Origin of the sequence: Herbaspirillum sp. AP02 (assembly GCF_015767275.1) — a bacterium.
GTDB lineage: Bacteria > Pseudomonadota > Gammaproteobacteria > Burkholderiales > Burkholderiaceae_D > Herbaspirillum.
The window spans coordinates 1,274,384-1,300,261 of sequence record NZ_JADWMY010000001.1 but is presented as its reverse complement, the minus strand read 5'-3'; the positions used below and the strand labels follow the sequence as shown (position 1 = coordinate 1,300,261).

At 63.0% G+C, this 25,878-nt stretch carries 24 protein-coding genes and 1 tRNA gene; 11 read left to right on the top strand and 14 right to left on the bottom strand.

The features are described 5' to 3' along the window. The first annotated feature begins 191 nt into the window (after positions 1–191). A complete protein-coding gene (locus tag I5R65_RS05935) occupies positions 192–875 on the top strand; it encodes an ImmA/IrrE family metallo-endopeptidase (RefSeq protein ID WP_231395063.1) in 684 nt (227 codons plus the stop codon). 50 nt (positions 876–925) lie between these two features. On the opposite strand, the gene I5R65_RS05930 is transcribed toward I5R65_RS05935, so the two are convergent. The 5 genes from I5R65_RS05930 to I5R65_RS05905 all read right to left on the bottom strand — a co-directional run bounded on the left by I5R65_RS05930 (position 926) and on the right by I5R65_RS05905 (position 5,408). Continuing rightward, complete coding sequence (locus tag I5R65_RS05930) at positions 926–2,140, bottom strand: integrase arm-type DNA-binding domain-containing protein (protein ID WP_180667082.1); 1,215 nt, start codon at positions 2,138–2,140, stop codon at positions 926–928. Between the two features lie 171 nt (positions 2,141–2,311). Continuing rightward, positions 2,312–2,396, bottom strand: a tRNA-Leu gene (locus tag I5R65_RS05925). A gap of 78 nt (positions 2,397–2,474) precedes the next feature. Further along, positions 2,475–2,927 carry a surface-adhesin E family protein gene (locus I5R65_RS05920; protein WP_102661369.1) on the bottom strand — a complete coding sequence of 151 codons (453 nt, stop codon included), beginning with the start codon at positions 2,925–2,927 and terminating at the stop codon, positions 2,475–2,477. 274 nt (positions 2,928–3,201) lie between these two features. Further along, positions 3,202–4,281: a tartrate dehydrogenase gene (locus tag I5R65_RS05910; protein ID WP_180667084.1), complete on the bottom strand. Its 1,080-nt coding sequence runs from the start codon at positions 4,279–4,281 to the stop codon at positions 3,202–3,204. A gap of 188 nt (positions 4,282–4,469) precedes the next feature. Continuing rightward, on the bottom strand, positions 4,470–5,408 hold the full coding sequence (locus I5R65_RS05905) for a D-hexose-6-phosphate mutarotase (RefSeq protein WP_180667086.1): 939 nt from the start codon (positions 5,406–5,408) through the stop codon (positions 4,470–4,472). A gap of 183 nt (positions 5,409–5,591) precedes the next feature. On the opposite strand from I5R65_RS05905, the gene I5R65_RS05900 reads away from it, so the two are divergent. Beyond that, on the top strand, positions 5,592–6,506 hold the full coding sequence (locus tag I5R65_RS05900) for a LysR family transcriptional regulator (protein WP_180667088.1): 915 nt from the start codon (positions 5,592–5,594) through the stop codon (positions 6,504–6,506). Positions 6,507–6,551: 45 nt separating this feature from the next. Here I5R65_RS05900 and I5R65_RS05895 read toward each other — a convergent pair whose 3' ends face one another. Together I5R65_RS05895 and I5R65_RS05890 are read right to left on the bottom strand one after the other, a co-directional pair. Continuing rightward, on the bottom strand, positions 6,552–7,505 hold the full coding sequence (locus I5R65_RS05895; protein ID WP_180667090.1) for a LysR family transcriptional regulator: 954 nt from the start codon (positions 7,503–7,505) through the stop codon (positions 6,552–6,554). 112 nt (positions 7,506–7,617) lie between these two features. Then, the gene (locus I5R65_RS05890; protein WP_180667092.1) at positions 7,618–8,685 is read right to left on the bottom strand and encodes a substrate-binding domain-containing protein; all 1,068 of its coding nucleotides are present in this window, start codon (positions 8,683–8,685) and stop codon (positions 7,618–7,620) included. Between the two features lie 228 nt (positions 8,686–8,913). On the opposite strand from I5R65_RS05890, the gene I5R65_RS05885 reads away from it, so the two are divergent. The 6 genes from I5R65_RS05885 (at position 8,914) to I5R65_RS05860 (ending at position 17,187) form a co-directional block, all read left to right on the top strand. Next, positions 8,914–10,560 (top strand): OFA family MFS transporter, encoded by a 1,647-nt coding sequence (locus I5R65_RS05885; RefSeq protein ID WP_180667094.1) that lies wholly within the window; start codon positions 8,914–8,916, stop codon positions 10,558–10,560. Between the two features lie 440 nt (positions 10,561–11,000). Further along, entirely contained in the window at positions 11,001–11,477 is a 477-nt protein-coding gene (locus tag I5R65_RS05880) for a formate dehydrogenase subunit gamma (RefSeq protein ID WP_180667097.1), read from the top strand. Continuing rightward, a complete protein-coding gene (locus tag I5R65_RS05875; protein WP_180667099.1) occupies positions 11,477–13,039 on the top strand; it encodes an NADH-quinone oxidoreductase subunit NuoF in 1,563 nt (520 codons plus the stop codon). The genes I5R65_RS05880 and I5R65_RS05875 overlap by 1 nt, the downstream gene beginning before the upstream one ends. Before the next feature lie 30 nt (positions 13,040–13,069). Further along, the gene (gene fdhF, locus I5R65_RS05870) at positions 13,070–15,955 is read left to right on the top strand and encodes a formate dehydrogenase subunit alpha (RefSeq protein WP_180667101.1); all 2,886 of its coding nucleotides are present in this window, start codon (positions 13,070–13,072) and stop codon (positions 15,953–15,955) included. An 81-nt stretch (positions 15,956–16,036) separates the two neighbouring features. Then, complete coding sequence (gene fdhD / locus I5R65_RS05865) at positions 16,037–16,897, top strand: formate dehydrogenase accessory sulfurtransferase FdhD (RefSeq protein ID WP_180667103.1); 861 nt, start codon at positions 16,037–16,039, stop codon at positions 16,895–16,897. Between the two features lie 62 nt (positions 16,898–16,959). Then, positions 16,960–17,187: a formate dehydrogenase subunit delta gene (locus tag I5R65_RS05860; RefSeq protein WP_180667105.1), complete on the top strand. Its 228-nt coding sequence runs from the start codon at positions 16,960–16,962 to the stop codon at positions 17,185–17,187. Between the two features lie 100 nt (positions 17,188–17,287). Here the strand turns inward: I5R65_RS05860 and I5R65_RS05855 are convergent, their stop codons facing one another. Continuing rightward, positions 17,288–17,797, bottom strand: a complete 510-nt coding sequence (locus I5R65_RS05855; protein ID WP_180667107.1) for a flavin reductase — start codon at positions 17,795–17,797, stop codon at positions 17,288–17,290. Between the two features lie 194 nt (positions 17,798–17,991). On the opposite strand from I5R65_RS05855, the gene I5R65_RS05850 reads away from it, so the two are divergent. From I5R65_RS05850 to I5R65_RS05840, 3 genes are all read left to right on the top strand, one after another. Continuing rightward, entirely contained in the window at positions 17,992–18,918 is a 927-nt protein-coding gene (locus I5R65_RS05850; protein ID WP_180667109.1) for a LysR family transcriptional regulator, read from the top strand. A 129-nt stretch (positions 18,919–19,047) separates the two neighbouring features. Beyond that, a complete protein-coding gene (locus tag I5R65_RS05845) occupies positions 19,048–19,977 on the top strand; it encodes an NADP-dependent oxidoreductase (protein WP_180667111.1) in 930 nt (309 codons plus the stop codon). Positions 19,978–20,101: 124 nt separating this feature from the next. Beyond that, on the top strand, positions 20,102–20,425 hold the full coding sequence (locus tag I5R65_RS05840; protein WP_102661382.1) for an antibiotic biosynthesis monooxygenase: 324 nt from the start codon (positions 20,102–20,104) through the stop codon (positions 20,423–20,425). A 24-nt stretch (positions 20,426–20,449) separates the two neighbouring features. On the opposite strand, the gene I5R65_RS05835 is transcribed toward I5R65_RS05840, so the two are convergent. From I5R65_RS05835 to I5R65_RS05810, 6 genes are all read right to left on the bottom strand, one after another. Further along, a complete protein-coding gene (locus I5R65_RS05835; RefSeq protein ID WP_180667113.1) occupies positions 20,450–21,262 on the bottom strand; it encodes an alpha/beta fold hydrolase in 813 nt (270 codons plus the stop codon). A gap of 41 nt (positions 21,263–21,303) precedes the next feature. Continuing rightward, the gene (locus I5R65_RS05830) at positions 21,304–21,867 is read right to left on the bottom strand and encodes a nuclear transport factor 2 family protein (protein ID WP_180667115.1); all 564 of its coding nucleotides are present in this window, start codon (positions 21,865–21,867) and stop codon (positions 21,304–21,306) included. Positions 21,868–21,981: 114 nt separating this feature from the next. Continuing rightward, entirely contained in the window at positions 21,982–22,800 is an 819-nt protein-coding gene (locus I5R65_RS05825) for an ABC transporter permease (RefSeq protein ID WP_006462387.1), read from the bottom strand. Further along, the gene (locus I5R65_RS05820; protein ID WP_180667117.1) at positions 22,797–23,594 is read right to left on the bottom strand and encodes an ABC transporter ATP-binding protein; all 798 of its coding nucleotides are present in this window, start codon (positions 23,592–23,594) and stop codon (positions 22,797–22,799) included. Before I5R65_RS05820 ends, I5R65_RS05825 begins: the two co-directional genes overlap by 4 nt. Positions 23,595–23,597: 3 nt before the next feature. Next, a complete protein-coding gene (locus I5R65_RS05815) occupies positions 23,598–24,557 on the bottom strand; it encodes an ABC transporter substrate-binding protein (RefSeq protein ID WP_180667119.1) in 960 nt (319 codons plus the stop codon). Positions 24,558–24,690: 133 nt separating this feature from the next. Continuing rightward, positions 24,691–25,878 carry an acyl-CoA dehydrogenase family protein gene (locus tag I5R65_RS05810; RefSeq protein WP_180667121.1) on the bottom strand — a complete coding sequence of 396 codons (1,188 nt, stop codon included), beginning with the start codon at positions 25,876–25,878 and terminating at the stop codon, positions 24,691–24,693.

Below are 25,878 nucleotides of genomic sequence, written 5' to 3'. Positions count from 1 at the left end.
CCTGAAACAGATGTTCCTGGACCTGAAAGAGCTGGGATATGAGGGGTCGTATGACCGCGTAGCTGCCTTCGGAAGGCAGTGGAAAGTGGGTCAGATGGCGAGGGTCAATTCTGCGAGCAAATCAACAGCCTGAAGAAGCAGCGGTTACATTGCGGCGTATGTGGGGGCTTGGAAACGCGCCTATACCGAATATGGTTCACTTACTGGAGTCAAAAGGTATTCGCGTTTTTTCGTTGGCGGAAGAGGTTCGAGAGGTAGATGCTTTTTGCACTTGGTATGACAGCAAGCCATTTGTCTTTCTGAATACCATGAAATCTGTAGAGCGGAGCCGTTTTGATGCGGCACATGAACTGGGGCATTTGGTTCGTGACGTGTACAGCATGTCTCACGGTGAGAGTCATAGTCCTGAGATGGAGCGTGAGGCAAACGAATTTGCTGCAGCTTTCCTGATGCCGAAGGAGAGTGTTATTGCTAACCGGCCGCCTGCTTTTACGATTCGGTATTTGATTAAGTTGAAGCGCTATTGGGGCGTGTCGTTGGCAGCTATGGCTTATCGCTATAGTTCGCTACGTCAAATAACTGAGTGGTCTTATCGCAATCTGTGTATTGAGATCGCTAAGAATGGATATCGTACAACGGAGCCTGATCCGATTGAGGAGCGCGAAACCTCTCAATTGTTTAGTAAAGTACTCGAGTTTCTGCAAAGCCAAAAAATAGGGCGAAGCGAGATAGCTAAAAAGCTGTTCATCAGCATCGATGAAGTCAATGCATTGACGTTCAATCTCACTCGGTTGTCTGTTGTCTCAGGAGTGGGATCTATTGAAGATGCTTCAGAAGCAGATTTAAAGCAGCCACCTACGCTTCGACTGGTTTAGGTAGCTAGGGCTGTACGCAATACTGCGTACAGCCCTATCGCTCTCACCAACTACGCTTCTCGTAGTTGTATCACTTCAGCCCCTTTGCGCAACTTATCCAGATAGTCAGCCCAAGCCTGCATCATCCGCTTCCGTTCCGGTAAGTGGGACGTGCGGTTGTAGGCGCGCCCGTTGGGATCGCGTACCGCATGCGCTAATTGGTGCTCAATGAGGTCAGGACGTTCTCCGAGGACTTCATCAAGAATGGTGCGGGCCATTGCTCGGAAGCCGTGGGCTGTCATCACCTCTTTAGCATAACCCATGCCCCGCAAGGCTGCATTGACCGTGTTCTCGCTCATGCAGCGTTCGCCAGTTCGGATACTTGGGAAGACGTAACGCCCATGACCACTAAGGGCATGGAGGCCTCGCAGCACCTCTACCGCTTGAGTAGGGAGAGGAACTAGATGCTCTACCCCCATCTTCATCTTGGTTGCAGGAATACGCCATTCGGCAGCGTCAAGGTCAAACTCTGACCACTCGGCAGCGCGTAGCTCGCCCGGTCTGACGAAAACCATTGGGGACAGCTTGAGCGCCGCTACGGTGTATGGGTGTCCGGTATATCCGTAGATGGCTCGCAGCAGTTCCGCTACCTGCTTGGGTTCCGTGATGGCTGCAAAGTGGCCCTTGGGGACGGCTGCCAACGCACCGCGCAGGTCTGTGGTCACGTCGCGTTCGGCTGCGCCCTCGGCCACTGCAAACCTGAAAACTTGACCGCAAATCTGTTTCACTCGATGCGCGGAGTCGATGGCGCCCCTTGCTTCCATTCTACGGACGGCCGCGAGCACGTCACGCGGCCCGATGGTTGAAATGGCTTGTTTACCGATGACCGGGAACACGTTGCTTTCCAGCCAGTTAGTGATTTTCTCTTGTGTGGTGGCAGCGCGATTTGCTGCCGTCTTGGAAAGCCATTGGCGGGCGACAATCTCAAATGTGTTTCCTGCTGCGATGATTTGTGCCTGCTTCACGTCCCGCTTGCTTTGAGCGGGATCAATGCCATCTGCCAGCAGTTCGCGAGCTTCTTCCCGACGCTTTCTGGCTTTGGCTAGAGAGACTTCAGGATAGACTCCTAAAGCCAATGTCTTACGTTTGTTTAAGTGCCGATAGTCCAAGCGCCAGTATTTCCCCGTCGCCTTAACGAGAAGATACATGCCACCGCCATCGGCGTATTTGTCGCCATTGGGTTTAATGGCCTTTACTTGCTTCACGAAGGTATCAGTCAGGGACATAGCGTGTTTGACGGTATCTGGAGTTGGAGGGGAGGGAGATACCGTCAAAAATGACGGTATTAACCGTGGATGTAATGCTACGTCCTTGGACGGACGCGGACAAGAAAAAGCCCGCTGTGTCAGCAGACACGCGGGCTTTAGAACATCGTTGGACTTCTTTGAATAATTGGTTGGTGCCGGGAGCCGGAATCGAACCGGCACGCCTTGCGGCGCGGGATTTTGAGTCCCGTGCGTCTACCTATTCCGCCATCCCGGCAACGCAAGCCCGAGATTATTGCCGATTTCGCTTCCTGGGGCAAGCCCCTGAAGCGGCCTCATCAAAGAACGATGAAAATTATTTTCCACATACCGCCTCGATGGCGCGCTCGCCGGTCGAGCCCGGGATGGGGTCCTGCAGCTTCACGTCCGAGTAGGCCAGCTGCGGGGCCAGCAGCATCTGCCCACGGCCGTCAGCCTGCGCGTACATCTTGCGGCTGCCAAAGCCGAGCTGGCGGCTGGTGCAATCGAAGTAGGCAGTCGAGACCTCCGACAGGTAATAGGTCTTGCTGCCCTGGCCCATCAACAGTTGCGGACGGCTCCAGTTCAGCAGGATCTGCGCCTGGCGCACGCTGCGGGTGACGACGATGCTGCTCTTGTCGATGAAGAAGCTGCCGATGGTGTTCTCGCCCAGTGGCGACCATTCGGCGCGCGCGGGCAGGCAGGTCGCGGCCAGGAGCAAGGCCAGCGGCGCCGCCAGCAGCAGGGCGGGGCGGGGAGCGCGCAGGCGGTGAGGGGACGGTCTATCCATATCGCAGGGCTTCGCGTCAGGTCAGCATCATGGCCAGCATGGCGACATCGTCTTCCAGCAGCAGTATCAGCGGGATGCTCCAGAAGAGCAGTTCGGCCAGTACGCGGTGTCCCGTCATGCGCAGGCTTGCAGCCATGTCCAACTCATCGATCACGAAAATTGAAAGAGCGGCAATCCTAACATGCCCTTTGCAAATCATCATGGGGCCGCCATAGGAAAATGGCCCGCACGCGGCGAGCCATCTTCTCTTTCAGTGACGAGCGGTCAGGGGCGCTCAGATCGCTGCAGCCACCGCCTTGCCGACTTCGGTGGTGTTGCTCTTGCCGCCCAGGTCCGGCGTGGTCGGTCCATTGACCAGCACTTCCTCGATGGCCGCCAGCATGGCGTCGTGGGCCTGGCGATACTTGCCTTCGCCGTTGCCCAGGAAGTCCAGCATCATGGCGCCGGACCAGATCATGGCGACCGGGTTGGCGATGTTCTTGCCGAAGATGTCCGGGGCCGAGCCGTGCACCGGTTCGAACAGCGAGGGCAGTTCACGGGTTGGGTTGATGTTGGCCGAGGGGGCGATGCCGATGGTGCCGGCGCAGGCCGGGCCGAGGTCGGAGAGGATGTCGCCGAACAGGTTGGAGGCCACCACCACGTCGAAGCGGTCCGGGTTCAGGACGAAGTGCGCGGTCAGGATGTCGATGTGGTACTTGTCGCGGCGCACGTCGGGGTACTTGGCGCCCATGGCTTCGACGCGCTCATCCCAGTAGGGCATGGTGATGGCAATGCCGTTGGACTTGGTGGCCGAGGTCAGGTGCTTCTTGGGGCGGCTTTGCGCCAGGTCGAAGGCGAACTTGAGGATGCGGTCGGTGCCCTTGCGGCTGAAGACCGATTCCTGGATCACAGTCTCGCGCTCGGTGCCTTCGAACATGCGGCCGCCGATGGAGGAATATTCGCCTTCGGTGTTTTCGCGGACCACGTAGAAATCGATGTCGCCCGGTTTGCGGTTGGCCAGTGGGCAGGGCACGCCAGGCATCAGGCGCACCGGGCGCAGGTTGACGTAGAGGTCGAAGTCGCGGCGGAACTTGAGCAGCGAACCCCACAGCGAGACGTGGTCGGGCACCGTGGCCGGCCAGCCGACGGCGCCGAAGAAGATGGCGTCGAAGCCCTTCAGTTGCTCGAACCAGTCGTCCGGCATCATCTGGCCGTGCTGGGCGTAGTAGTTGCAGTGCGCCCAGTCGAAATGGGTGAAGGCGATGTCGATGCCGAACTTCTTGCTGGCGGCCTCGACGGCGCGCAGGCCTTCGGGCATCACTTCCTGGCCGATGCCGTCACCGGCGATGACGGCGATCTTGTGGGTCTTGCTCATGTTGTGTGCTCCTATGGTCTGTTCTGGGCGGTGGAAACGGTGTCCATCATAGAACGCTTCGGGCGGGGGATCATCCACGATCTGGTGATTTTATAAAACACGATCCGTGAATGATGCGCAAAACCTCAGCCCATGAAAAAGGCACTGCCCGGACTGCGGCAGTGCCTTGGTGATGCCTTAAGAGCGGTTCAGCCGCCCAGTGCTTCGCCCCACAGGCTCACGCCCATGCTGTGCTCGGCACCCGGTTCGAGTTCCACCAGGTCGTCCATCACATTGGCGGTCTCGATGCAGAGCATGCGCTGCCAGGCGTCGTCGGCGAACTGCGACAGGCGGCGTGCCTTGCTGACCCAGGGGTTCCACACCACGGCCGAGGTCGAGCCGCTGGCTTCGATATGGATGCGGCGGTTCCAGCCTTCGTCGCGGATGGCCAGGTGCGGCGGCAGGTCGAGGTAGATGCGGTCGGTTTCGCTGCTGACCACCAGCGGGCGCTTCTGTTCGCGCTCGGCCCAGCCTTCCAGGGTTTCGATGTAGCGCTGGCCTTCCAGGCCTTCCACGGTGACGTCGTGGATGCTGCTGACGGCGAAGTAGCTGTGCAGTGCCTGGGTGAGGGCGATGTGCTGTTCGCTGCCGTTACGGGTGGTGAGCTTGAGATGCAGGCGGTCGTCGAGGAGGATTTCCAGGCGCAGTTCCAGGCCCGGGGGCAGGTGGCGCAGGGCCGGTGAATCGGTGGTGGGAGGGATGGCCAGCACCAGGCGCACGGTATCGCCTTCGATGGCGTTTTCCATCAGCAGCCAGGGGATGCCGCGTACCAGTCCGTGCGCCGGCAGGCGGCCGCCGGCATGCAGGGCCTGCACCTGCGGTGGGTTACGCATCAGGTCGCCGAACCAGGGCCAGCAGACGGGAATGCCGCCGCGCACCGAGTTGCCGGCTTCGAAGGCGGCTTCCTCGCTCATCCAGATGATGGGCTCCTGGCCGTGGACCTGGTAACGCAGGACCTGGGCGCCCTGTTCGGCGATCAGTACTTCGGCGCGCGCAGTCTGCACGCGCAGGCACTGCAGCTGGTTGACCTCGATACGCTGGATGTGGGGAAGGTCGGGTGGGACCTCCTGCTCCTCGATGATGCTCATGCCGGTGACTCCAAGAATTCGTTGCGATAGCGCAAGACTGCCACAATTCGGGCGCTTGCGGGTGGTTTGGCGCACTGGGCGAGGCGCGCCGTCTCGACTTGGCTGCCGTACTTGCCCTGCTTGTTCCGGGGGATATTGACCCGACTATAATCCACATATCGTGGATTTCAATGGCTACAGATCGTGAACAATTCTCCCCTGCTGGAAGACCTGCGCCTGTTCTGCGTGGTGGCGCGCCATAGTAACTTCGCCGAATCGGCGCGCGAGGTCGGCGCTTCACCGGCCTATATCAGCAAGCGCATTGCGCTGCTGGAACAGGCGCTGGGGGTGCGGCTGTTCCATCGCACCACGCGTAGCGTGGTCATGACCGAGGATGGCGGCAACGTCCATGAGTGGGCGCGCAAGATTCTCGAGGATGTCGAGCAGATGATGGAAACCGTCAGCAGCGCCAAGCGGGTGCCGCGCGGGCTGCTCAAGATCAGTACCAGCTTCGGGCTGGGGCGCAAGGTGGTCTCGCCCCTGCTGTCGCGCTTTGCCAGCGAACATCCGGAACTGAAGATCCAGCTGGAACTGGTGGACCGGCAGATCGACCTGGTCAACGAAGGCATCGATCTGGATATCCGGGTGGGCGCGGGGCATGAGCCACATCTGTTTTCCAAGCGCATCCTGCCTAGCCAGCGGGTGCTGTGCGCCAGTCCGGCCTATCTGAAGAAGCATGGTGCGCCGGCCGACCTGGCGGCGCTGCGCCAGCACCAGTGCCTGGTGATCCGCGAGCGCAACCAGTCCTTCGGCATCTGGCGCATGATGGGTCCGAAGGGGCAGGAGACGGTCAAGGTCTCGGGCGGGCTGGCGTCCAACCATGGCGAAATCATCCACCAGTGGGCGGTGGACGGGCACGGCATCATCCTGCGGTCGATCTGGGACGTGGCCGATAGTCTCAAGCGCGGGCGGCTGGTGCGAGTGCTGCCGCAGTATTTCCAGGAGGCCGACCTGTGCGCGGTCTATCCCGTGCAGCTGAAGAATTCGGCCAAGGTGCGCGAGTGCGTGCGCTTCCTGCAAAAGCATCTGGATCTGACGACGCCGGTGATGACGGTGTGACGGTCCGGCGGACCGGCCTGCCGTGAACCTCCGGTTCAGTGCAGCTCAACGCGCATCGAAGCGCTGGCGCACGATGCGCTCCAGCCCTTGCGCCACGTGGGCCACGGCCTGGTCCTCGGCATGGCGGCGATGATGCAGCAGGCGCAGCGGCGGCGCTTCCAGTGGCAGGGGCGGGCGCAGGCAGGCCAGTACCACCGGATGGGCAGCGGTGGCGGCCGGTACGCAGTACATGGGCATCACCGCGATCAACTCCGAGCCCTGCAGCAGGGCCGGCGCCATCAGGAAGTTGGGGATCACCATGCCGATGCGGCGGCGCAGGCCCTGGGTGGCGAGCTGATCGTCGATGCGGCGATTGAGCGTGTCATGGCAGGCTATCTGCAGATGGGGATAGTCCAGCCAGCGCGCCATGGTCAGCTGTTGCGCCGCCGGATGGTCACGCCGCATCACCACCACGCAGCGTTCCTGCAGCACTTCGCGGCCGCGCAGGGTATTGGTCGGCGTGGTCGCACCCAGCACCAGGTCGGTCTCGCCGCGCTCCAGGCGGGCAGCAGCATCGGCGTCACCTTGCCAGGTCTGGAATTCCAGGTCCAGCAGAGGGGCGGTGGCGTTCAATTCCTGATACAACGGCTGGGCTACCACCTGGGCGGGATAGTCCGGCATCAGGATGCGCACTCGGCGCGCCAGCGTGGCCAGGTCCTGCTCGTGCGGTGTAGACGCGATGTCATCGCCACCCAGCGTCTGGCGTAGCGGCTCGCGCAGGGTTTGCGCGAGGCTGGTCAGGCGCATGTGCTGGCCGCCATCTTCCAGCAGGGGATCGCGCAGCAGCTGGCGACAGCGTTCCAGTGCATTGGCGGCAGCCGGCAAGGGCCAGCCCACGCGGGCGGCGGCGCGTGCCAGGTGGACTTCATCGAGGATGGCGTCGAGCAGGCGCAGCAGACGTTGATCCATGGTGGCCAGCGCCAGCAGGGCCGGTGAAGAGGTGGGAGCAGCGGAATTCATGACGCGATCAGGCCAAAAGAAAATGGCCCGTCGCCAGGACGGCAACGAGCCAGGGGCGGGAGTGTAGCCTGATCGTCGCAGGGCTACAAGCGTCCAGAAGTGAAAGTGAAGCCTAGCCGAAGGCTTCCTTGATGGTCTGTATCTTGCCCATGTCGGTGGCGTCGTAGCCGGCCAGGTTGTTGACCACCTTGCGGAAGCTATCCGATTGCAGGATGTCGATCACGGCGCGGATCAGTGGGTCCTGCAGGGACGCCGCCGGCAGCGCGAAGAAGTAGCGCTCGCGCACCAGCGGGATGAAGCCCAGGCCGAAGCGGTGGGCCGCCGTCTGCACGCCGAAGCCGACATCGGCCATGCCGCTGGCGATGAAGGCCGCCACCGCCGAGTGGGTGAATTCGGTGTTCTCGAAGCCGTTGATCTTCTTGTGGGCGATGCCGGCGCCGGCCAGCATCAGCTCCAGCAGCATGCGCGTGCCGGAGCCGGCTTCGCGGTTGACGAAGCGCAGGTCGCTGCGAATGAGGTCGGGTAGCCCGCGCAGGCCCTTGGGGTTGTCCGGTTCGACGAACAGCCCCTGGTTGCGGATGGCCAGATGGATCAGGCAATCGCTGCGCTTGTTGAGCCACTTGGCATAGGTGGCGATGGCCGGTTTCTCGAATTCGCCCAGCGGGACGTGAAAGCCGGCCAGGTCGCACTCCTGGCGCGACAGTGCGGCCACGGCGTCGGTGCTGTGGCGGTAGCGCACTTCCACCGGCAGGCGTGCCTCGTTGATCTTGCCCAGCAGCGCCGCGACCGCAAAGCCGTGGCTGGCATTGAGCCGCACCTTCTCGGACTGGCCTTCGACCGTCTTGCCCAGTTCCACTTCCAGCTCCGAGGCCAGGCTGTCGAGGGTCGGCGACAGGCGCGCCGTCACCAGGCGGTCGGCCCATAACAGCTTGCTGGCGAAATCGGTGAGTGTGGTGCCACGGCCACGGCCGCTTTCTATCAGTGCGTTGCCAAACATCTTTTCCGCATCGCGCAATAGGCCCCAGGCGTGCCGATAGGAATAGCGCGTCAATTGCGCGGCACGCGCAATGGAGCCGCTTTGCTGGATCGCCGTGAGCAGTTGCAGCAGGTTGGCCGTGTCCAGTGCCACCTGATTGTCGTAGGCGATTTCCCAGTGCGGTTTGATGTGGACTTTGAACATTTAGGCAAAATAAAGCATATTGAAACGGCAGTTTATCGGTGATAATTTCGCGTCACTCCGCATAAATGATAAAAAATATATGCGGCGTTGTACATATATAAATAAATTAAAAGAGAAGGATAGCGCCGCAAAGATGGGTCGGTTTCACGATCCGGCCCTACCGGCTTTGCGATGCAGTCCTTCCTTCGATTTACCCACCACACACACTCAAAAATATTCGGAGGAATAATGGCTTTCGATTTCCTGAACAAGGAACATACAGTCGCCAAGCCTGGCTTCAATCGCTGGCTGGTACCGCCAGCAGCTCTCGCAATCCACCTTTGCATCGGCATGGCCTACGGTTTTTCCGTGTTCTGGCTGCCGTTGTCCAAGGCACTGGGCGTGACCGCGCCCATCGCCTGCGGCGCTGATGTCGGTTTCTTCGCCCAGGTCTTCTCGTCCTCCTGTGACTGGAAGATCTCCATGCTGGGCTGGATGTACACCATGTTCTTCGTCCTGCTGGGCATCTCCGCCGCGCTGTGGGGTGGCTGGCTGGAACACGCCGGTCCCCGCAAGGCCGGTGTGGTCGCTGCCATCTGCTGGTGCGGCGGCCTGCTGATCTCGGCCCTGGGCGTGAAGACGCACCAGATCTGGCTGATGTGGCTGGGCTCGGGCGTGATCGGCGGCGTCGGTCTGGGCCTGGGCTATATCTCGCCCGTGTCCACGCTGATCAAGTGGTTCCCCGACCGGCGCGGCATGGCCACCGGCATGGCCATCATGGGCTTCGGTGGTGGTGCGCTGGTGGGTACTCCGCTGGCCGATGCCCTGATGAAGAAGTTCGCCACCCCCACTTCCGTGGGCGTGTGGGAAACCTTCGTGGTCATGGCCATCATCTATTTCGTCTTCATGATGGCGGGTGCCTTCGGTTACCGCGTGCCGCCTTCGGGCTGGAAGCCGGCCGGCTGGACTCCGCCGGTGGCCAAGTCCTCGGCCACGATGATCACCCAGAACCACGTGCACGTCTCCAAGGTCTGGGGCATTCCCCAGTTCTGGCTGGTGTGGCTGGTGCTCTGCCTGAACGTGTCGGCCGGTATCGGCGTCATCGGTATCGCCTCGCCGATGCTGCAGGAAGTGTTCGGCGGCAAGCTGCTGGGTGTGGACATCGGTTTCAATGACCTGTCGATCGAGCAAAAGGCGGCGATTGCTGCGCTGGCTGCCGGCTTCACCGGTCTGATCTCGCTGTTCAACATCGGCGGCCGTTTTGCCTGGGCTTCGTGCTCGGACTTCTTCGGTCGCAAGATGACCTACGCCATCTTCTTCGTGCTCGGCTTCGTGCTGTACGTGAGCCTGCCGTGGTCGGCCAAGGCCGGCAACATCCCGCTGTTCGTGGGTGCGGTCTGCATCATCCTGTCGATGTACGGCGGCGGTTTCGCGACCGTGCCGGCTTACCTGGCCGACCTGTTCGGCACCCAGATGGTGGGCGCCATCCACGGCCGCCTGCTGACCGCGTGGGCGACTGCCGGCATCCTGGGCCCGGTGGTGGTGAACTACATGCGTGAATACCAGCTCTCCCTGGGCATGCCCAAGAGCCAGGTCTACAACACCACCATGTACATCCTGGCCGGCATGCTGGTACTGGGTCTGATCTGCAACCTGCTGATCCGTCCGGTCGCGGCCAAGCATTTCATGACGCCGGAAGAACTGGCCCGCGAAAAGCAGCTGGCCCACGAAAAGTCGGCTGCCGATGCGGCTGCCACCGCTGGTTCCGGCGACATGTCGCAGATCGGTTCCGGCGGCAACCCCGCTGTGATCGGTCTGGCCTGGGCGGCCGTCGGTATTCCGCTGGTCTGGGGTATCACCCTGGTGTTGCAGAAGTCGGCCGTGCTGTTCCGCTGATCGCGTAGTCCCTGTTTCAAACTCGACTGCAGGCCGGCTCCACCCGGCCTGCACGAGAGACCCCAGCGGCGAAAGCCGCTGACACAAGCTGCCCTGCAACGTGAGCAGCGGCAGCTTGTGTCAGCGACTATCAAAAAATCAGGAGCGCAGTCCGTCCACCCGGTAGGGGCAGGCCCGCATCCTCAGTGTTCACACCAACCCCGAAGGCAGGGCGAACATGCAACAACGGAGACCAGCTGTTCCACCAAGCACGACCTTGCGCGCCCATCCCCGGGCCTGCGCTTCGCTGCTGCATGCCGCTTCCCTTCGCCTGATCTGTTTCCAGCAGGCCGCCCCTCCGTAGGCGCGGTCCCACCCCTTTCATTCGTCATTTGCGCGGTCCAGAGAAGATCCTCCGGGAGAAGGACGAGGTCCGCATCAAGGCAACACAGGAGGCAACAATGAAGCGGCAACAAGTTTTCGACGTGGCGGCGGTGCGCAGCATCATCGCCGATCGCAAGGACATGGCCGGTGCCATGCTCCCCATCCTGCACGGCATCCAGGAAAAGGTGGGTTACATCCCTGCCGATGCGGTGCCCATGATCGCCGGCGAGCTCAATGTCTCGCGCGCCGAAGTACACGGGGTGATCTCGTTCTATCACTTCTTCCACCAGGAGCCGGCCGGCCAGCACGTGGTGCAGGTCTGCCGTGCCGAGGCCTGCCAGGCACGCGGCAGCGAAGCCCTGGCCGAACATGCGCAGAACGTGCTGGGCTGCGGCTTCCATGAGACCAGCGCCGACGGCAAGTTCACGCTGGAACCCGTGTATTGCCTGGGCCAGTGCGCCATCGGCCCCAACCTGACCATCAATGACGAGCTGCACGCCCGCGTCGATGCCGACAAGTTCAAGCGCCTGATCCAGGCCAAGCGGGAGGCATGATGAGCGCCAACGATATCGTCACCATCTACGTCCCCCGCGACTCCACCGCGCTGGCCCTGGGCGCCAATGAGGTGGCTGCTGCCATCGCCGCAGAGGCCGACAAGCGCGGCCAGTCCATCAGGCTGGTGCGCAATGGTTCGCGCGGCATGTTCTGGCTGGAGCCGCTGGTGGAGGTGGCTACCGCCGCCGGTCGTGTGGCCTATGGACCGGTGGCGCCGGAGGATGTGGCGGGCCTGTTCGATGCCGGCCTGCTGGCGGGCGGAAAGCATGCGCTGCATCTGGGCCCGACCGAGGACATCCCCTTCTTGAAGAACCAGGAGCGCCTGACCTTCGCCCGCGTCGGCATCATCGATCCGCTCTCGCTGGACGATTACCTGGCCCATGAAGGTTATGTCGGCCTGAAGAATGCCCTGGCCAAGACGCCCGAGGCCATCGTCGAGGAAATGATCGCCTCCGGCCTGCGCGGCCGCGGTGGTGCGGCTTTCCCCACCGGCATCAAGTGGCAGACCGTGCTGCGCGCAGCTGCCGCGCAGAAGTACGTGGTCTGCAATGCCGACGAGGGCGATTCCGGCACCTTCTCGGATCGCATGATCATGGAAGACGACCCCTTCACCCTGATCGAGGGCATGACCATCGCCGCGCTGGCCGTGGGCGCGACCGAGGGTTATGTCTACGTGCGCTCCGAATATCCGCATTCGATTGCCACGATGAACGAGGCCATCGCCATCGCCACGGCGCGTGGCTATCTTGGCGAAAACATCCTGGGCTCGGGCAAGTCCTTCCGCCTGGAAGTGCGCAAGGGGGCGGGAGCCTACATCTGCGGCGAAGAGACCGCCATGCTCGAAAGCCTGGAAGGCAAGCGCGGCGTGGTGCGCGCCAAGCCGCCGCTGCCGGCCATCGAAGGCCTGTTCGGCAAGCCCACCGTAATCAACAACCTGATCTCGCTGGCCTCGGTGCCGGTGATACTGGCGCGGGGCGCGGACTTCTACAAGAACTTTGGCGTGGGTCGTTCGCACGGCACCTTGCCATTCCAGCTGGCCGGCAACATCCGCCAGGGCGGGCTGGTGGAAAAGGCCTTCGGTCTCACCCTGCGCCAGTTGCTGGACGACTTCGGTGGCGGCAGCGCCAGCGGTCGTGCTATCCGCGCAGTGCAGATGGGCGGCCCGCTGGGCGCCTACATGCCGCAGTCGCAATTCGATACCCCGCTCGACTATGAGGCCTTTGCCGCCATCGGCGCCATGATCGGTCACGGCGGCCTGGTGGCCTTCGACGATACCGTGGACATGGCCCGCCAGGCCCGTTACGCCATGCAGTTCTGTGCCGTGGAATCCTGCGGCAAGTGCACGCCTTGCCGCATCGGCTCCACCCGGGGCGTAGAGGTGATCGACAAGATCATCGCCAACGATGAGCGGCCACAACAGATCCATCTGTTGAAGAGCCTGTGCGACACCATGGTCAATGGCTCCCTGTGCGCCATGGGCGGCATGACGCCGTTCCCGGTGCTGTCGGCGTTGAACCATTTCCCGGAAGACTTCGGCGCGCCCAGCGAACAGGCAGCCTGATCCCATCACCGAATGCAGAGGAGTTGCAACATGAACCAGCTCAATGAAACGGATTACGGCACGCCGGCGCGTGTCTCGGAAAACATGGTCACGCTGGAGATCGACGGCGTGGCCGTGACGGTCCCGGCCGGCACCTCGGTGATGCGCGCTTCAGTGGATGCTGGCATCAACGTACCCAAGCTGTGCGCCACCGACAGCCTGGAACCCTTCGGTTCCTGCCGCCTGTGCCTGGTGGAAATCGAAAAGGATGGCCGCAAGATGAAGGGCTATCCGGCCTCCTGCACCACGCCCTGCGAACCGGGCATGAAGGTGCAGACCCAGACCCCCAAGCTGGCCGAGATCCGCCGTGGCGTGATGGAGCTCTATATCTCCGACCACCCGCTGGATTGCCTGACCTGTCCCACCAACGGCAACTGCGAACTGCAGGACATGGCCGGCGTGGTCGGCCTGCGCGAAGTGCGCTACGGCTACGAGGGTGAGAACCACCTCAAGCTGAAGAAGGATGAATCCAATCCCTACTTCACCTATGACGCCTCCAAGTGCATCGTCTGCAACCGCTGCGTGCGGGCCTGCGAGGAAACGCAAGGCACCTTTGCCCTGACCATCAACGGTCGGGGCTTCGAATCGCGCGTCTCGGCCGGGCAGATGGAAAGCTTCATGGAATCCGAATGCGTCTCCTGCGGCGCCTGCGTGGAAGCCTGCCCGACCGCGACCCTGACCGAGAAGACCGTCATCATGCTGGGCCAGGCCGAGCACAGCGCCGTCACCACCTGCGCCTACTGCGGCGTGGGTTGCTCCTTCAAGGCCGAGATGAAGGGCAATGAAGTGGTGCGCATGGTGCCTTACAAGGACGGCAAGGCCAACCAGGGCCACTCCTGCGTCAAGGGCCGCTTCGCCTGGGGCTATGCGACCCACAAGGACCGCATCCTCAACCCCATGATCCGCAAGAGCATCAACGATCCCTGGCGTGAAGTCTCGTGGGAAGAGGCGCTGTCCTATGCGGCCAGCGAATTCCGCCGTATCCAGGCCAAGCATGGCAAGGATTCCATCGGCGGCATTACTTCCTCGCGCTGCACCAACGAAGAAACCTACCTGGTCCAGAAGCTGGTGCGCGCCGCCTTCGGCAACAACAACGTCGACACCTGCGCCCGCGTGTGCCACTCGCCCACCGGCTATGGCTTGAAGCAGACCCTGGGCGAATCGGCCGGCACCCAGACCTTCGAATCGGTGATGAAGTCCGACGTCATCCTCATCATGGGCGCCAACCCGGCCTCCGGCCACCCGGTGTTCGCCTCGCAGATCAAGCGTCGCGTGCGCCAGGGCGCCAAGCTGATCGTGATCGACCCGCGTACCACCGAGATGGTCAAGTCGCCGCACGTGCAGGCCGACTATCACTTGAAGCTGCGGCCCGGCACCAACACCGCCATCATCACCGCACTGGCCCATGTGATCCTGTCCGAGGGACTGCAGGACGAGAGCTACATCCAGGAACGCTGCGACCTGCAGTCGTACCAGGACTGGAAGGAGTTCGTGCTGCGCGAGGACAACTCCCCCGAAGCCATGGCCGCCATCACCGGCGTGCCGGCCGAGACCCTGCGTGGCGCGGCCCGGCTGTATGCCACCGGCGGCAATGCGGCGATCTACTACGGCCTGGGTGTGACAGAGCATGCACAGGGTTCGACCACGGTGATGGGCATCGCCAATCTGGCCATGTGTACCGGCAACGTCGGCCGTGAAGGCGTGGGCGTGAACCCGCTGCGTGGCCAGAACAATGTCCAGGGTTCCTGCGACATGGGCTCCTTCCCGCATGAGCTGCCGGGTTATCGGCATATCTCGGACTCCACCGTGCGCAGCCAGTTCGAACAGGCCTGGGGCGTGACGCTGAACCCGGAACCGGGTCTGCGCATTCCCAACATGTTCGATGCGGCGCTGGATGGCAGCTTCAAGGGCCTGTACTGCGAAGGCGAGGACATCGTCCAGTCCGACCCCAACACCCAGCACGTCGCCGCCGCCCTGCAGGCGATGGAATGCATCGTGGTGCAGGACCTGTTCCTGAACGAAACGGCCAAGTACGCGCACGTGTTCCTGCCCGGTTCCTCCTTCCTGGAAAAGGATGGCACCTTCACCAACGCCGAGCGCCGCATCTCGCGCGTGCGCAAGGTGATGCCGGCCAAGGCCGGCAAGTCCGACTGGGAAGTCACGGTGGCCCTGGCCGAAGCGCTGGGTTACCCGATGCCTTACAATCATCCCTCGGAAATCATGGACGAGATCGCCGCCCTGACCCCCAGCTTCCATGGCGTGAGCTACGACAAGCTGGAAAAACTGGGCAGCATCCAGTGGCCCTGCAACGAAGCGGCACCGGAAGGCACGCCCATCATGCACGTCGGCAGCTTCATCCGTGGCAAGGGCAAGTTCATCAACACGCAATACTTCGCCACCGACGAGAAGGTGACCCAGCGTTATCCGCTGATCCTGACCACCGGTCGCATCCTGTCGCAGTACAACGTGGGCGCGCAGACGCGCCGCACCGAGAACTCGCAATGGCATAGTGAAGACCGGCTGGAAATCCACCCGCACGATGCCGAGGATCGCGGCATCCGCGAGGGTGACTGGGTCGGCGTGGAGTCGCGGGCCGGCCAGACGGTGTTGCGCGCCACGGTGACCGAGAACGTGCAGCCGGGCGTGGTCTACACCACCTTCCACTTCCCGGAGTCCGGCGCCAATGTGATCACCACCGACAACTCCGACTGGGCCACCAACTGCCCCGAGTACAAGGTGACGGCGGTGCAGGTCTTGCCGGTATCGCAGCCGTCGGAATGGCAGCAGCACTACGAGCGCTTCAACCGCGAGCAGCTGGATTTGCTCAAGGGAGACAGGCAGGCTGCCCCGCAGGCCGAACCACTGGTGACCAAGTAAGCAGCGCAGCGATGGCGGGCTCGCGCTGCCATGATTGTTTCAGATGTGCAGACGAGCCCAACCCAAATCGCGCAGGACAGCATGAACACACGCAACAGCAGCAACCCCAGCAGCCCCAGCAGCCCCAGTATCGATGAAACCACCGGCGAGTACGCCACCTTTGCCCGCGTCCAGGTGGATCGCTGGCGGGATGGACAGCGTGAGACGGTGGAAGACGTGGTGGCCGAAGAGGTCCCCATCGCACTGGAGTACAACGGCATTTCGCACGCGGTGATGATGGCCACGCCCGCCGACCTGGAAGATTTCGCATTGGGTTTTTCGCTCACCGAAGGCATCCTTGCCAGCCCGGGCGAAATGTACGAATGCGACATCGTCCCCGGTTGCGAAGGGGTGCAGGTACAGATGCGCATCGCCACGGAGCGCTTCGTGGCGTTGAAGGAAAAGCGTCGCAACCTGACCGGCCGTACCGGTTGCGGTCTGTGCGGCGCCGAGACGCTGGAGCAGGCGGTACGCCATCCGCAGGCAGTACAGGGTGGCGCCGGCTTTATGGTGGCGCAGGTGCATGCCGCCTTCGAGCAGATGCAGGCCGGCCAGCAACTGCAGCAGGCCACCGGTGCCACCCATGCGGCGGCATGGATGGATGCAGCGGGTCGTATCGTGCTGGTGCGGGAGGATGTCGGCCGCCACAATGCGCTGGACAAGCTGATCGGCGCACTGGCCGAAGAGAAGACCGATTTCTCGCAGGGTGCGGCCATCATCACCAGCCGCGCCAGCTACGAGATGGTGCAGAAGGCGGCCACGGTCGGCATCGGCTTCATCGCCGCCGTCTCGGCCCCGACGGCACTGGCCATCCGACTGGCTGAGGAAACCGATGTCACGCTGCTGGGCTTTGTGCGCAAGCAGGGCCACGTGGTGTATGCGCGCCCGCATCGTCTGCGTTGAACCGTCCGCGCCGGGCTGCATGCCCGGGCGAACCGATTGAACAATATTGCAGGAGGAGACTCATGAATACCGAACACCTGGTCAAGATGGCCAACCAGATTGGCAGTTTCTTTTCCACCATGCCGGACCGCGACCAGGCCATGGCCGACCTCGCCAGCCATCTCAAGCGTTTCTGGGAACCGCGCATGCGCAAGGCTTTCCTGGAGCATATCGACAAGACGCAAGGGGAGGGCGTGGATGCCATCGTGCTGGAGGCGGTGAATCGGCATCTGCAGCAGTTGGCTGCCTGATTCCCGTTGAGGCCATGGTGCCGATGTCTGCATGGTATCGGTGCCAGTGCTCCGATAAGCGCCGTCCGCCCCTGTGTCGGACGGCGTTTTCATTTCCCGTTCACGCCGCCAGCGCCGCTTCCGCCACCTCCGCTGCAATCCGGTGGAACCTGCGCCCGAAATAGGCCAGGCCATCTTCTGCGGTCGAGGCCAGGCGGATGTGTCGCACTTCCACGAACAGCACGCTGTGGGTACCGGCCTGTTGCTGCAGCACGATATCCCCCTCCAGCACCGCCAGGGCATCGGGCAGGACCGGCTGGCCGTAGTCGCCGGTGATCCACTGCACCTGGCTCATCCGTTCTTCGGGCGCCACGCCGGTCATACCGGCGATCATGCGCGCCAGTTCTTCCTGGTGCGCGGCCAGGATGTTGATGCACAGGCGACCGTTGCCCACCAGGGTCGCGTGCGCGGCACTCTTGACGTTGATGCACACCAGCACGGTAGCCGGATCGTCCGAGACCGAGCTGACCGCGCTCACGGTCATCGCCGCGCGTCCGGCGGGGCCGTCGGTGGTGATGATGTTGACGGCCGCCGACAGGCGCGCCATGGCATCGCGAAAGTCTTTCTTCATGGTATGTCCATCCAAAAAAGAGATGACATCCGGCACAAGGCTTCGTTATCCTTTGCGCAATCTGCGGCAAGGGTCGGGCGGACGTCGATCAGCAGGTGAGAGGGAGAACGCATCGCTTGGCAAAGCCTGCGTCCTGGGATGAACAATAGACCCTGAGCAAATCAAGGGTCAAATGATTGTCTGGAATGTTCGGCATGAAGCAAATGAATATCGGTGCAGTGGACCTGAACCTGCTCAAGACTTTCATCGTCATCTGGGAGCTGCGCAGCCTCACCGCCGCCGCCGATCGCCTGCACCTGACGCAACCGGCGGTGAGCCATGCGCTGCGCCGCCTGCGCGAGATGTTCGACGATCCTCTGTTCGTGCGCAGTACCACCTCCATGGTGCCCACCGAGACGGCGATCCGCCTGCACGAACCGATTGCCCGTGCCCTGGGCATCATCCACGAGGCCCTGCACACCCATTCCAGTTTTGATCCGGCCACGGCCACGCGCAGCTTCCATCTGGTGATGTCGGACATGTCCTGTAGCCACGTGCTGCCGCTGCTGATGGAAGAGCTGGCCCATGCGGCACCGCATGTCTCCATCGAGGTGCAGCAGATGGCCATGGAAAACCTGGGCGCGGCCATGCGCAACGGCGACATCGACCTGGCCTTTGGTTACCTGCCGGGCTTGCCGGAGGATTGCCAGAGCCAGCTGGTGCTCAATGACGACTACATCTGCATGTTGCGCAAGGAACATCCGATGGTGGGGCAGGCCCTGACCATGGAAAACCTGCTGCAGCTGCGCTACGTCTATACCAACACCAATACCACCGGCCACCAGCTGGCCGAGGATGTGTTGCGCAATGCCGGTGTGAAGCGCGACTTCGCGCTGCGCATGCCGCATTTCACGGTGGCACCGGAGATCGTGCGCCATACCGACCTGGCGCTGTTCCTGCCACGCAGCATCGCCGAGCGCCACAATCTGGACGGCGCCTTCGTGCTGCTGGACCTGCCGCTGGAGATGCCACGCATTCCGGTGAGTCTCTATACCCACACCCGTTTCTCGGCCGACTCGGGTATCCAGTGGCTGCGCAGCCTGTTGATCGAAATGTTCGGGCGCGAAGAGATCGCGCCGTGATGCTTCGCTGAGCCCTGCCCACGGCAGCGGATGACTGCCGCAAATACAGGCCATCAGCGGCGCGGATTTGACCATGCAGCTGCCTGCAACGACACTGCAGGCTGTTCATTTTTCTGCCCCTGCCAGCCCGTGCGCGCCATTGTCTATCACCGTTACGGACCGCCGTCCGTGCTCGAACCGAGCGATCTCGATGAACTTCCCCTGGCGCCTGACCAGGTGCAGGTGGCCATGCAGGCGGCCGGCGTGGCGCCGGTCGATACCAAGCTGCGTGCCGGCCTGCTGCAGCATCTGCTGCCGCTGAACCTGCCCAAGGTTCCCGGTCGGGACGGGGCCGGGGTGATCACGGCCATCGGTGCCGAGGTGCAGGGCTTGCAGGTGGGTGACGAGGTCTGCGTCATGCCCGGCATGCTGGGGCGTGGCACCACCCTGGAGTGCGCCGTGCTGCCGCAGCAGCAGGTGGTGTGCAAGCCGGCCAGTTTGTCGATGCAGGAAGGTGCGGCCTTGTTGCAGCCGGGGGCGAGTGCCTGGATTCCGCTGCTGCGCACGGCACGCATCCAGCCCGGCATGCGGGTGCTGATCCACGCCGGCTCCGGTGCGGTGGGTAGCTTGATGGTGCAGTTGGCGGCGCATCTGGGCGCCGATGTGACGGCGACCTGTCGCAGCAGCAACGTCGATTACGTGGCTGGCCTGGGCGCCAGGCAGGTGATTGCCTATGACCGTGACGACTTTTCTGCTGTGCCTGAACAGGATGTGGTGATCGACCTGGTCGGCGGCGCCACCCATGATCGTTCCTACCCGCTGCTGCGGCGTGGCGGTCATCTGGTGTGGCTGGTGGCGGCACCCATCCGCGACAGGGGCAGCGAGTTCGGCGTGACCGTCACCCGCTCCCTGATCGAGGAAGACCAGCAGGTCCTGCAGCAGGTGGTGGACCTGGCCGCGCAAGGCGTGTGGCGTCCGGCCATCAGTGCGGTGCTGCCCATGGCGGAGATCGCCCGGGCACACCAGATGCTGGAAGAGGGCGTGGTGACGCGAGGGCGGTTGGTGCTGGCGATCCGCTGAGTCGGCCCGGACATCTCCATGGGAGCGGTCGGCGGCATCGCCATAATGCAGGCACAATGGCGCGGTCCGGCGGTTGACGCTCCCGTTCCCCGCCGTTGATCCATCCCCCCTTCAGGAGAGATTCATGTCGATCGCAGTCACCGGCGACGTTCCCTACTACGCCGTCATCTTCACTTCCTTGCGTACGCCCGGCGACCATGGCTATGGCCGCATGGCCGAGACCATGGTCGAGGCGGCATCGCGTCAGCCGGGCTTCCTGGGCGTGGAGTCGGCGCGGGAAGAGGTCGGCATCACGGTCTCCTACTGGCAGAGCCTGGAGGCCATCGCCGCCTGGAAACGCGATCTCGATCACCTGATGGCCCAGCGCCTAGGGCGGGAGCAGTGGTACCAGGCCTATCGCACGCGCATCTGCAAGGTCGAGCGCGATTACGGGTTTGTGCGGGATTAAGCTGCGGATGGAGCAGCACGCTGCTCAGCAATGCTGTTGCAGGAATTCCATCACCGCCTGCGCAAAGCGGGCGGGAATCTGGTCCGGCATGGGGACCATGCCTTCGTCCAGCGTCTGCAGGCGGCTGCCATCGATGGCAGCGGCGATAGGGTCGGCATAGGGTGCGGCATGCGGGTCGCGGCCGGCGCGCAGTACCAGCGTGGGTGCGCGCACGTGGCCGATGCGCTCTTCCATGTGGTAATTGCGCACCACGATGTGGCCGTGCGAGGCCATGGCACCAGCCTTGATGGCGTCGCCGATGAAACGCGTGAGCAGGTCGGTATCGCCCTCGGGATAGAAGGGCTGCCGGCGCTGCCACAGTTCTTGCAGGTGGCTGCCGTCGGCGCGGACGTCCACGTCGTCGATGCTGCGCTTGCCGGCGTGCGCGGTGCGGCGCGCTGCATCGTTGAAAGGGCAGGAGGACAGCACCAGCGCCGCCACCCGCTGCGGTGCCGCAGCCGCCATTTCCATGGCGGTGACGGCGCCGGTGTGGTGGCCCACGACGGCCGCCTTCTGCAATCCCAGTCCATCCATCACTTCCAGCGCCAGTTGCACCCAGCGTTCAATGCTGTGTTGTTCCAGCGGCAGCTTGCAGGAGTCGCCGAAGCCGATGGTATCGATGGCAATGGCATGAAAGCCCTGCCCCAGCAGCGGCAGCACCTCCCTGAATTCATCCCAGGAACGCGGAGTCTGGTGCAGCAACAGCACCGGAAAACCCGCCCCTGCACTGGCAACGTGAAGCGGGCCAGCGCTGGTGTCGATGAACTGGCGGCGAATGGGAGAGAGGGCGGGCTGCATCAGGCGCGTCTTTCAGGGAATAAAATAAACGATATAAAAAATTATTCCTTCATCAGTACCGAATAGGTCGGCACAGTGTTGGCCCAGCCTGAGGTCAGCGGCGCCACGAACACATTCTCGGTGCGGGTGCGGGCGATCTTCCAGACGCCATCGACCTTCTTGAACAGGTTGTTGAGCCGGCTGGAGCGCAGCAGCGAGGAACCGTCGCCGAAAATCCAGGGCTGGCAATGGACCCACTGGCCATCGGCATGGGTGCATTCGGCGTTGACGTGGATCTGTTCCGAGGTGAGGTAGTGCACGTTCAAGAGCAGTTCGGGGTCTTTCTTCTGGCCCCAGAAGGCCTGGAAGTGCTTGCGGATGGCGTCCTTGCCGACGGCCTGGCCGAACTGGCCTTCGTAGTAGGCGCCCACGCCTTCCCAGATGGCATCCTCGGCGTAGAGTTCGAGGATCTTCTCGATGCGCTCGGCGTCGTCGGCCACCGGTTCGGGGCAGGGGGTGTCGCACAGGAACATGTAGCGTGCCTGGATGCGACGGATGTCGGCTTCGGCTTCGAGCACGTCGAGACGGCGTTTGAGTTGCAGGATTTCCTGGCTGATGTCGGTCATGGTGGGAGGTCTCTGGTTGTTATGGAAAAGCCACCGTACACGCATACACGTACGGTGGGTGCCGACGATGAGCGCAGCGCTGCATCGTCGGCGGGACTTGCGGCGGCTTGCGCCTTACAGATAGCGCGCCAGCAGCTTGCGGGTGGCCACGCGCAGGACGCGGTCGAACAGGTAGCCCAGCAGGCCCAGGGCGATGATGCCCACGAACACCCATTCGGTACGGCTGAAGTTGCGTGCCGTCCAGATCAGCGCGCCCAGGCCTTCGCGGGCCGAGACGATTTCCGCCGAGACCACGGTCAGGAAGGAATTGCCCATGGCGATGCGGGCCCCGGTGACCATGAAGGGTACGGTCGAGGGCAGGATCACGGTGGTCAGGATCTTCCATTGTCCGGCACCCAGCGAGGCCGCGGCGCGCAGGCGCAGCGGGTTCACCGCCTGGACCCCGGCAATGGTGTTCAGGGTGACGATGAAGACGGTGGTATAGAAGATCAGTGCGATTTTCGACAATTCGCCCGGGCCAAGCCAGATCACGGCCAGGGTGACGAAGGCGATCGGCGGGATGAAACGGAAGAACTCGATATAGGGATCGAGCAGTTGTCGTACCGTTTCGAAGCGGCCCATGAAGATGCCCAGCGGCACGCCGATCACCACGCCTGCGCCCCAGCCGGCCAGGATGCGGCCGGAGGAGGCCAGCACCGACTGTTGCAGGGTGCCGTCGCTGATCAGTTCCAGCGCGGCGGCCCAGGTCATCGAGACCGAGGGCAGGAACAGTGGCGAGGTGGTCATCGAGACCAGTTGCCACAGGACCAGACCACCGACGATGGCAATCACCGAAATCAGGAAAGGACGGGCTGCTTTCATACGACGCCCCAGGTTGGATGGCATGGCCGACTCTTGTGCCGTCGGGGTGGCTGTCTGCGAGAGCTGCGTCATTTCACTAATTCCTCTTCGATCAATCCTTGGGCGCGCAGTACGCGGTTCACTTCGGCGCCGATATCGTCGCGGATGCGGGCGTACAGTGCCATGCAGGCCGGATCGGCCGGATCGCGTGGATGCGGCAGGTCGATGGTTTCGATGGTCTTGATATGGGCACGCGGGCCGGCGGTCATGGTCACCACACGGTCGGCCAGGAGGATGGCTTCCCAGATGTCGTGGGTGACGAAGACGATAGTGCAGCCGGTACTCTTCCAGATGCGGTCCAGTTCGCTTTGCAGCACTTCGCGGGTCTGCGCATCGAGGGCGCCGAAGGGCTCATCCATCAGCACCACCGAAGGCTCGTTGACCAGCACCCGGGCGATCTGGGCGCGCTGGCGCATGCCCCCCGACAGTTCGGCGGGAAACTTGTCGATGGCATGCTTCAGGCCCACCAGCGAGACGTAGCGCTCGGCGGCCGAACGTCGTTCGGCCGCCGGCACGCTGCGCAGCTTGAGGCCGTATTCGACGTTCTCGCGCACGCTCAGCCAGGGAAACAGCGCTTCCGAGGACTGGAACACCACGCCGCGATCCAGCCCCGGTCCCTTGACGCGCTTGCCATCGATACTGATCTCGCCGGCCACGTCCTGGAACCCGGCAATGGCATTGAGCAGCGTGGACTTGCCGCAGCCCGACGGACCCAGCAGACAGACGAATTCACCGGCGCGGATATCGAGGTCGATGCCGGCCATGATTTCATTGTTGCCGATGGTCAGGCCGACCCGCTTGATGGAAACAGAGGATCCATGTGCCATGACTTACCCCTTGTAGAAGCCGCGCTGCAGTACCTTGCTCATGTCCAACGGCGCCTTGATGGCCTGCTTGGAGAGCAGGAAGTCGCCGATGGCGTTGGCGGTCTTGAGATCGGTATCGGTGAAGTCGCGCACCACCGGTTCCATGTCCTTGAGCGAGTTCAGCGTCTGCGGCACCGGGATGCGGGTCACGGCCTGCACCGATTGCGCCGCGCGTGGTGGGTCCTTGCGGGTGATCTCGGCCGCTTCGGCCAGGGCCTTGAGAATATTGCCGGCCACTTCCTTGTTGGCGGCCAGCCAGCCGGCGGTGGCCGAGAGCCACAGCGTGCTGGTATAGCCGACGTCGCCACAGGTCATGAGCACATGGCCGCCCTGTTGCACGCCCAGTGTGGGCCACGGTTCCCAGACGAAGTAGGCGTCGATGTCGCCGCGCGCCAGCAGGGCAGGGAGCTCCGGCGGGCCGGAGCGTACCATCTCGATCTTGCTGGCGTCGAGCTTGAGTTGCTTGATGGTCAGGCCGGTGACGTATTCCGAGACCGAGCCGGCGACGATGCCGAACTTCCTGATCTTGTCGGCCGAGGCGATTTCCTTGCGGGCCACCAGCTTGAGGTAGGTCTTGGACTGGTAGGTCACCGCCAGCGGACGCAACTCGGCGCGCGACAGGCGCACGATGTGCGTGGGTTCGCCGGCGCAGCCCAGGTTGACCTGGTTGGCCACCAGCGCGTTGAGCGCCTCGCCGCCATCGGTGTAGGACTGCACCGTGACATTGGGGGCGCCGTGCTTGGCGAAGAGCTTCTCGTTGGCCGCCACGAAGAAGGCTGTGAACACGGGATCGGCGCCGACGCCGATGGTGACGGGGGCTCCCTGTGCCAGGGCTGGCAGGGCAGGGGCGGCCCCTGCGGCGAGCATCGAAGCGGCGCCGAGCAGAAGCTTGCGGCGTTGTGGCGAGACGGTGGAGTGGGTCACGAGCTTGGTCCTCTTTGTAAGGTGGGTGAAACGCCAGTGGAGTTGGCAGGCACAGCAGTAACAAAGGCAAAAACGTCACGGATGCTTGCGGCGGCGAGCGATGCGCAGGCAAGACTTGAGAAGGGAATGCGCCTTAGCGCTTGATCCCCAGCTTTGCAAAAAACGCGCCAGCGCTTTCGTAGTTCAGTTCCGATAGTGCTGCGTGCTGGGTGACCACCATCGCGTCGCGCACGATGCGTTGCATGCGGTGGGTGCGCTGGATGGCCGCCATGCCGGCCGCCTGGTAGGCGTCGTTGACCACTTCCATCGAGACCCGGGCGGCATAGGTGGCGGAGAGCTTGAGCATCATGTCGATCTCTTCGGTGATGGGATTGCCGGCCACGATCTGTTCCCAGGCCTGTTCGCAGGCGTCGTAGAAGAACATGCGGGCGCTGCGCCACTTGGCTTCGGATAGGCCCAGCTTGATCTTGTAGTAGGCGCGGTCGGCCAGTCGCAGTGCGCCGGGCATGATCTTGGCGCCGCCGGCCATGTCGGTGACGATGTCCAGCGCGGCGCGGGCCAGGCCGATGTTGACGGCGGCATGCACCTCGGCCTGGTAGGCCAGTGCCGGGTAGCGATACAGGGGTTCATCGATCAGGCCGGCGGCGCCGCGTGCGCAGGTCCATTCATGGGCGACGAACTTGTCCTTGAGGCGGGTGTCGTGGCTGCCGGTGCCTTGCATGCCGACCACGTTCCAGTTGTCGATGATCTCCACTTCCTGTGCCGGCATGACGGCCATGAGCGCCGGTTTTTGCGTGCCGTCATCGGCACCGGTGTTGTCCTTGATGCCCACGCCGATCCAGTCGGCGCCCTTGCAGCCGCTGGCGAAGTGCCAGCGTCCGGTGATTTCCCAGCCGCCGGGGACGGCCTTGGCTTCCTGCAGCGGATAGAGGCCGCCGGCATAGACCTGGTCGGGACCATCGGCGTAGATCTTGCGTTGTGTTTCAATCGGCAGGGCGGCCAGATAGGTGTTGGCCGAACCGAAGGCGGCGACCCAGCCGGCCGAGCCATCGGCCTTGGAGATGCGCTCGACCATGGCCAGGAAGGCCGCCGGTGCCAGGGCCTCACCGCCGAACTTGCGCGGCGTGCCGCTACGGAAGATGCCGGCCTTCTTCATCGTCGCGACGATGTCGCGCGGCACGTGGCCGAGCTGGTCGAATTCATCCCGACGGGCGGTCACTTCCTCGATGAGGACATCCATTTCGGGGGAGTCCGCATGCGGCGGCGCGGCGGTGACGACTTTCTTCTGGACGGGATAAACATCGAGCGTAATCGAATTCAT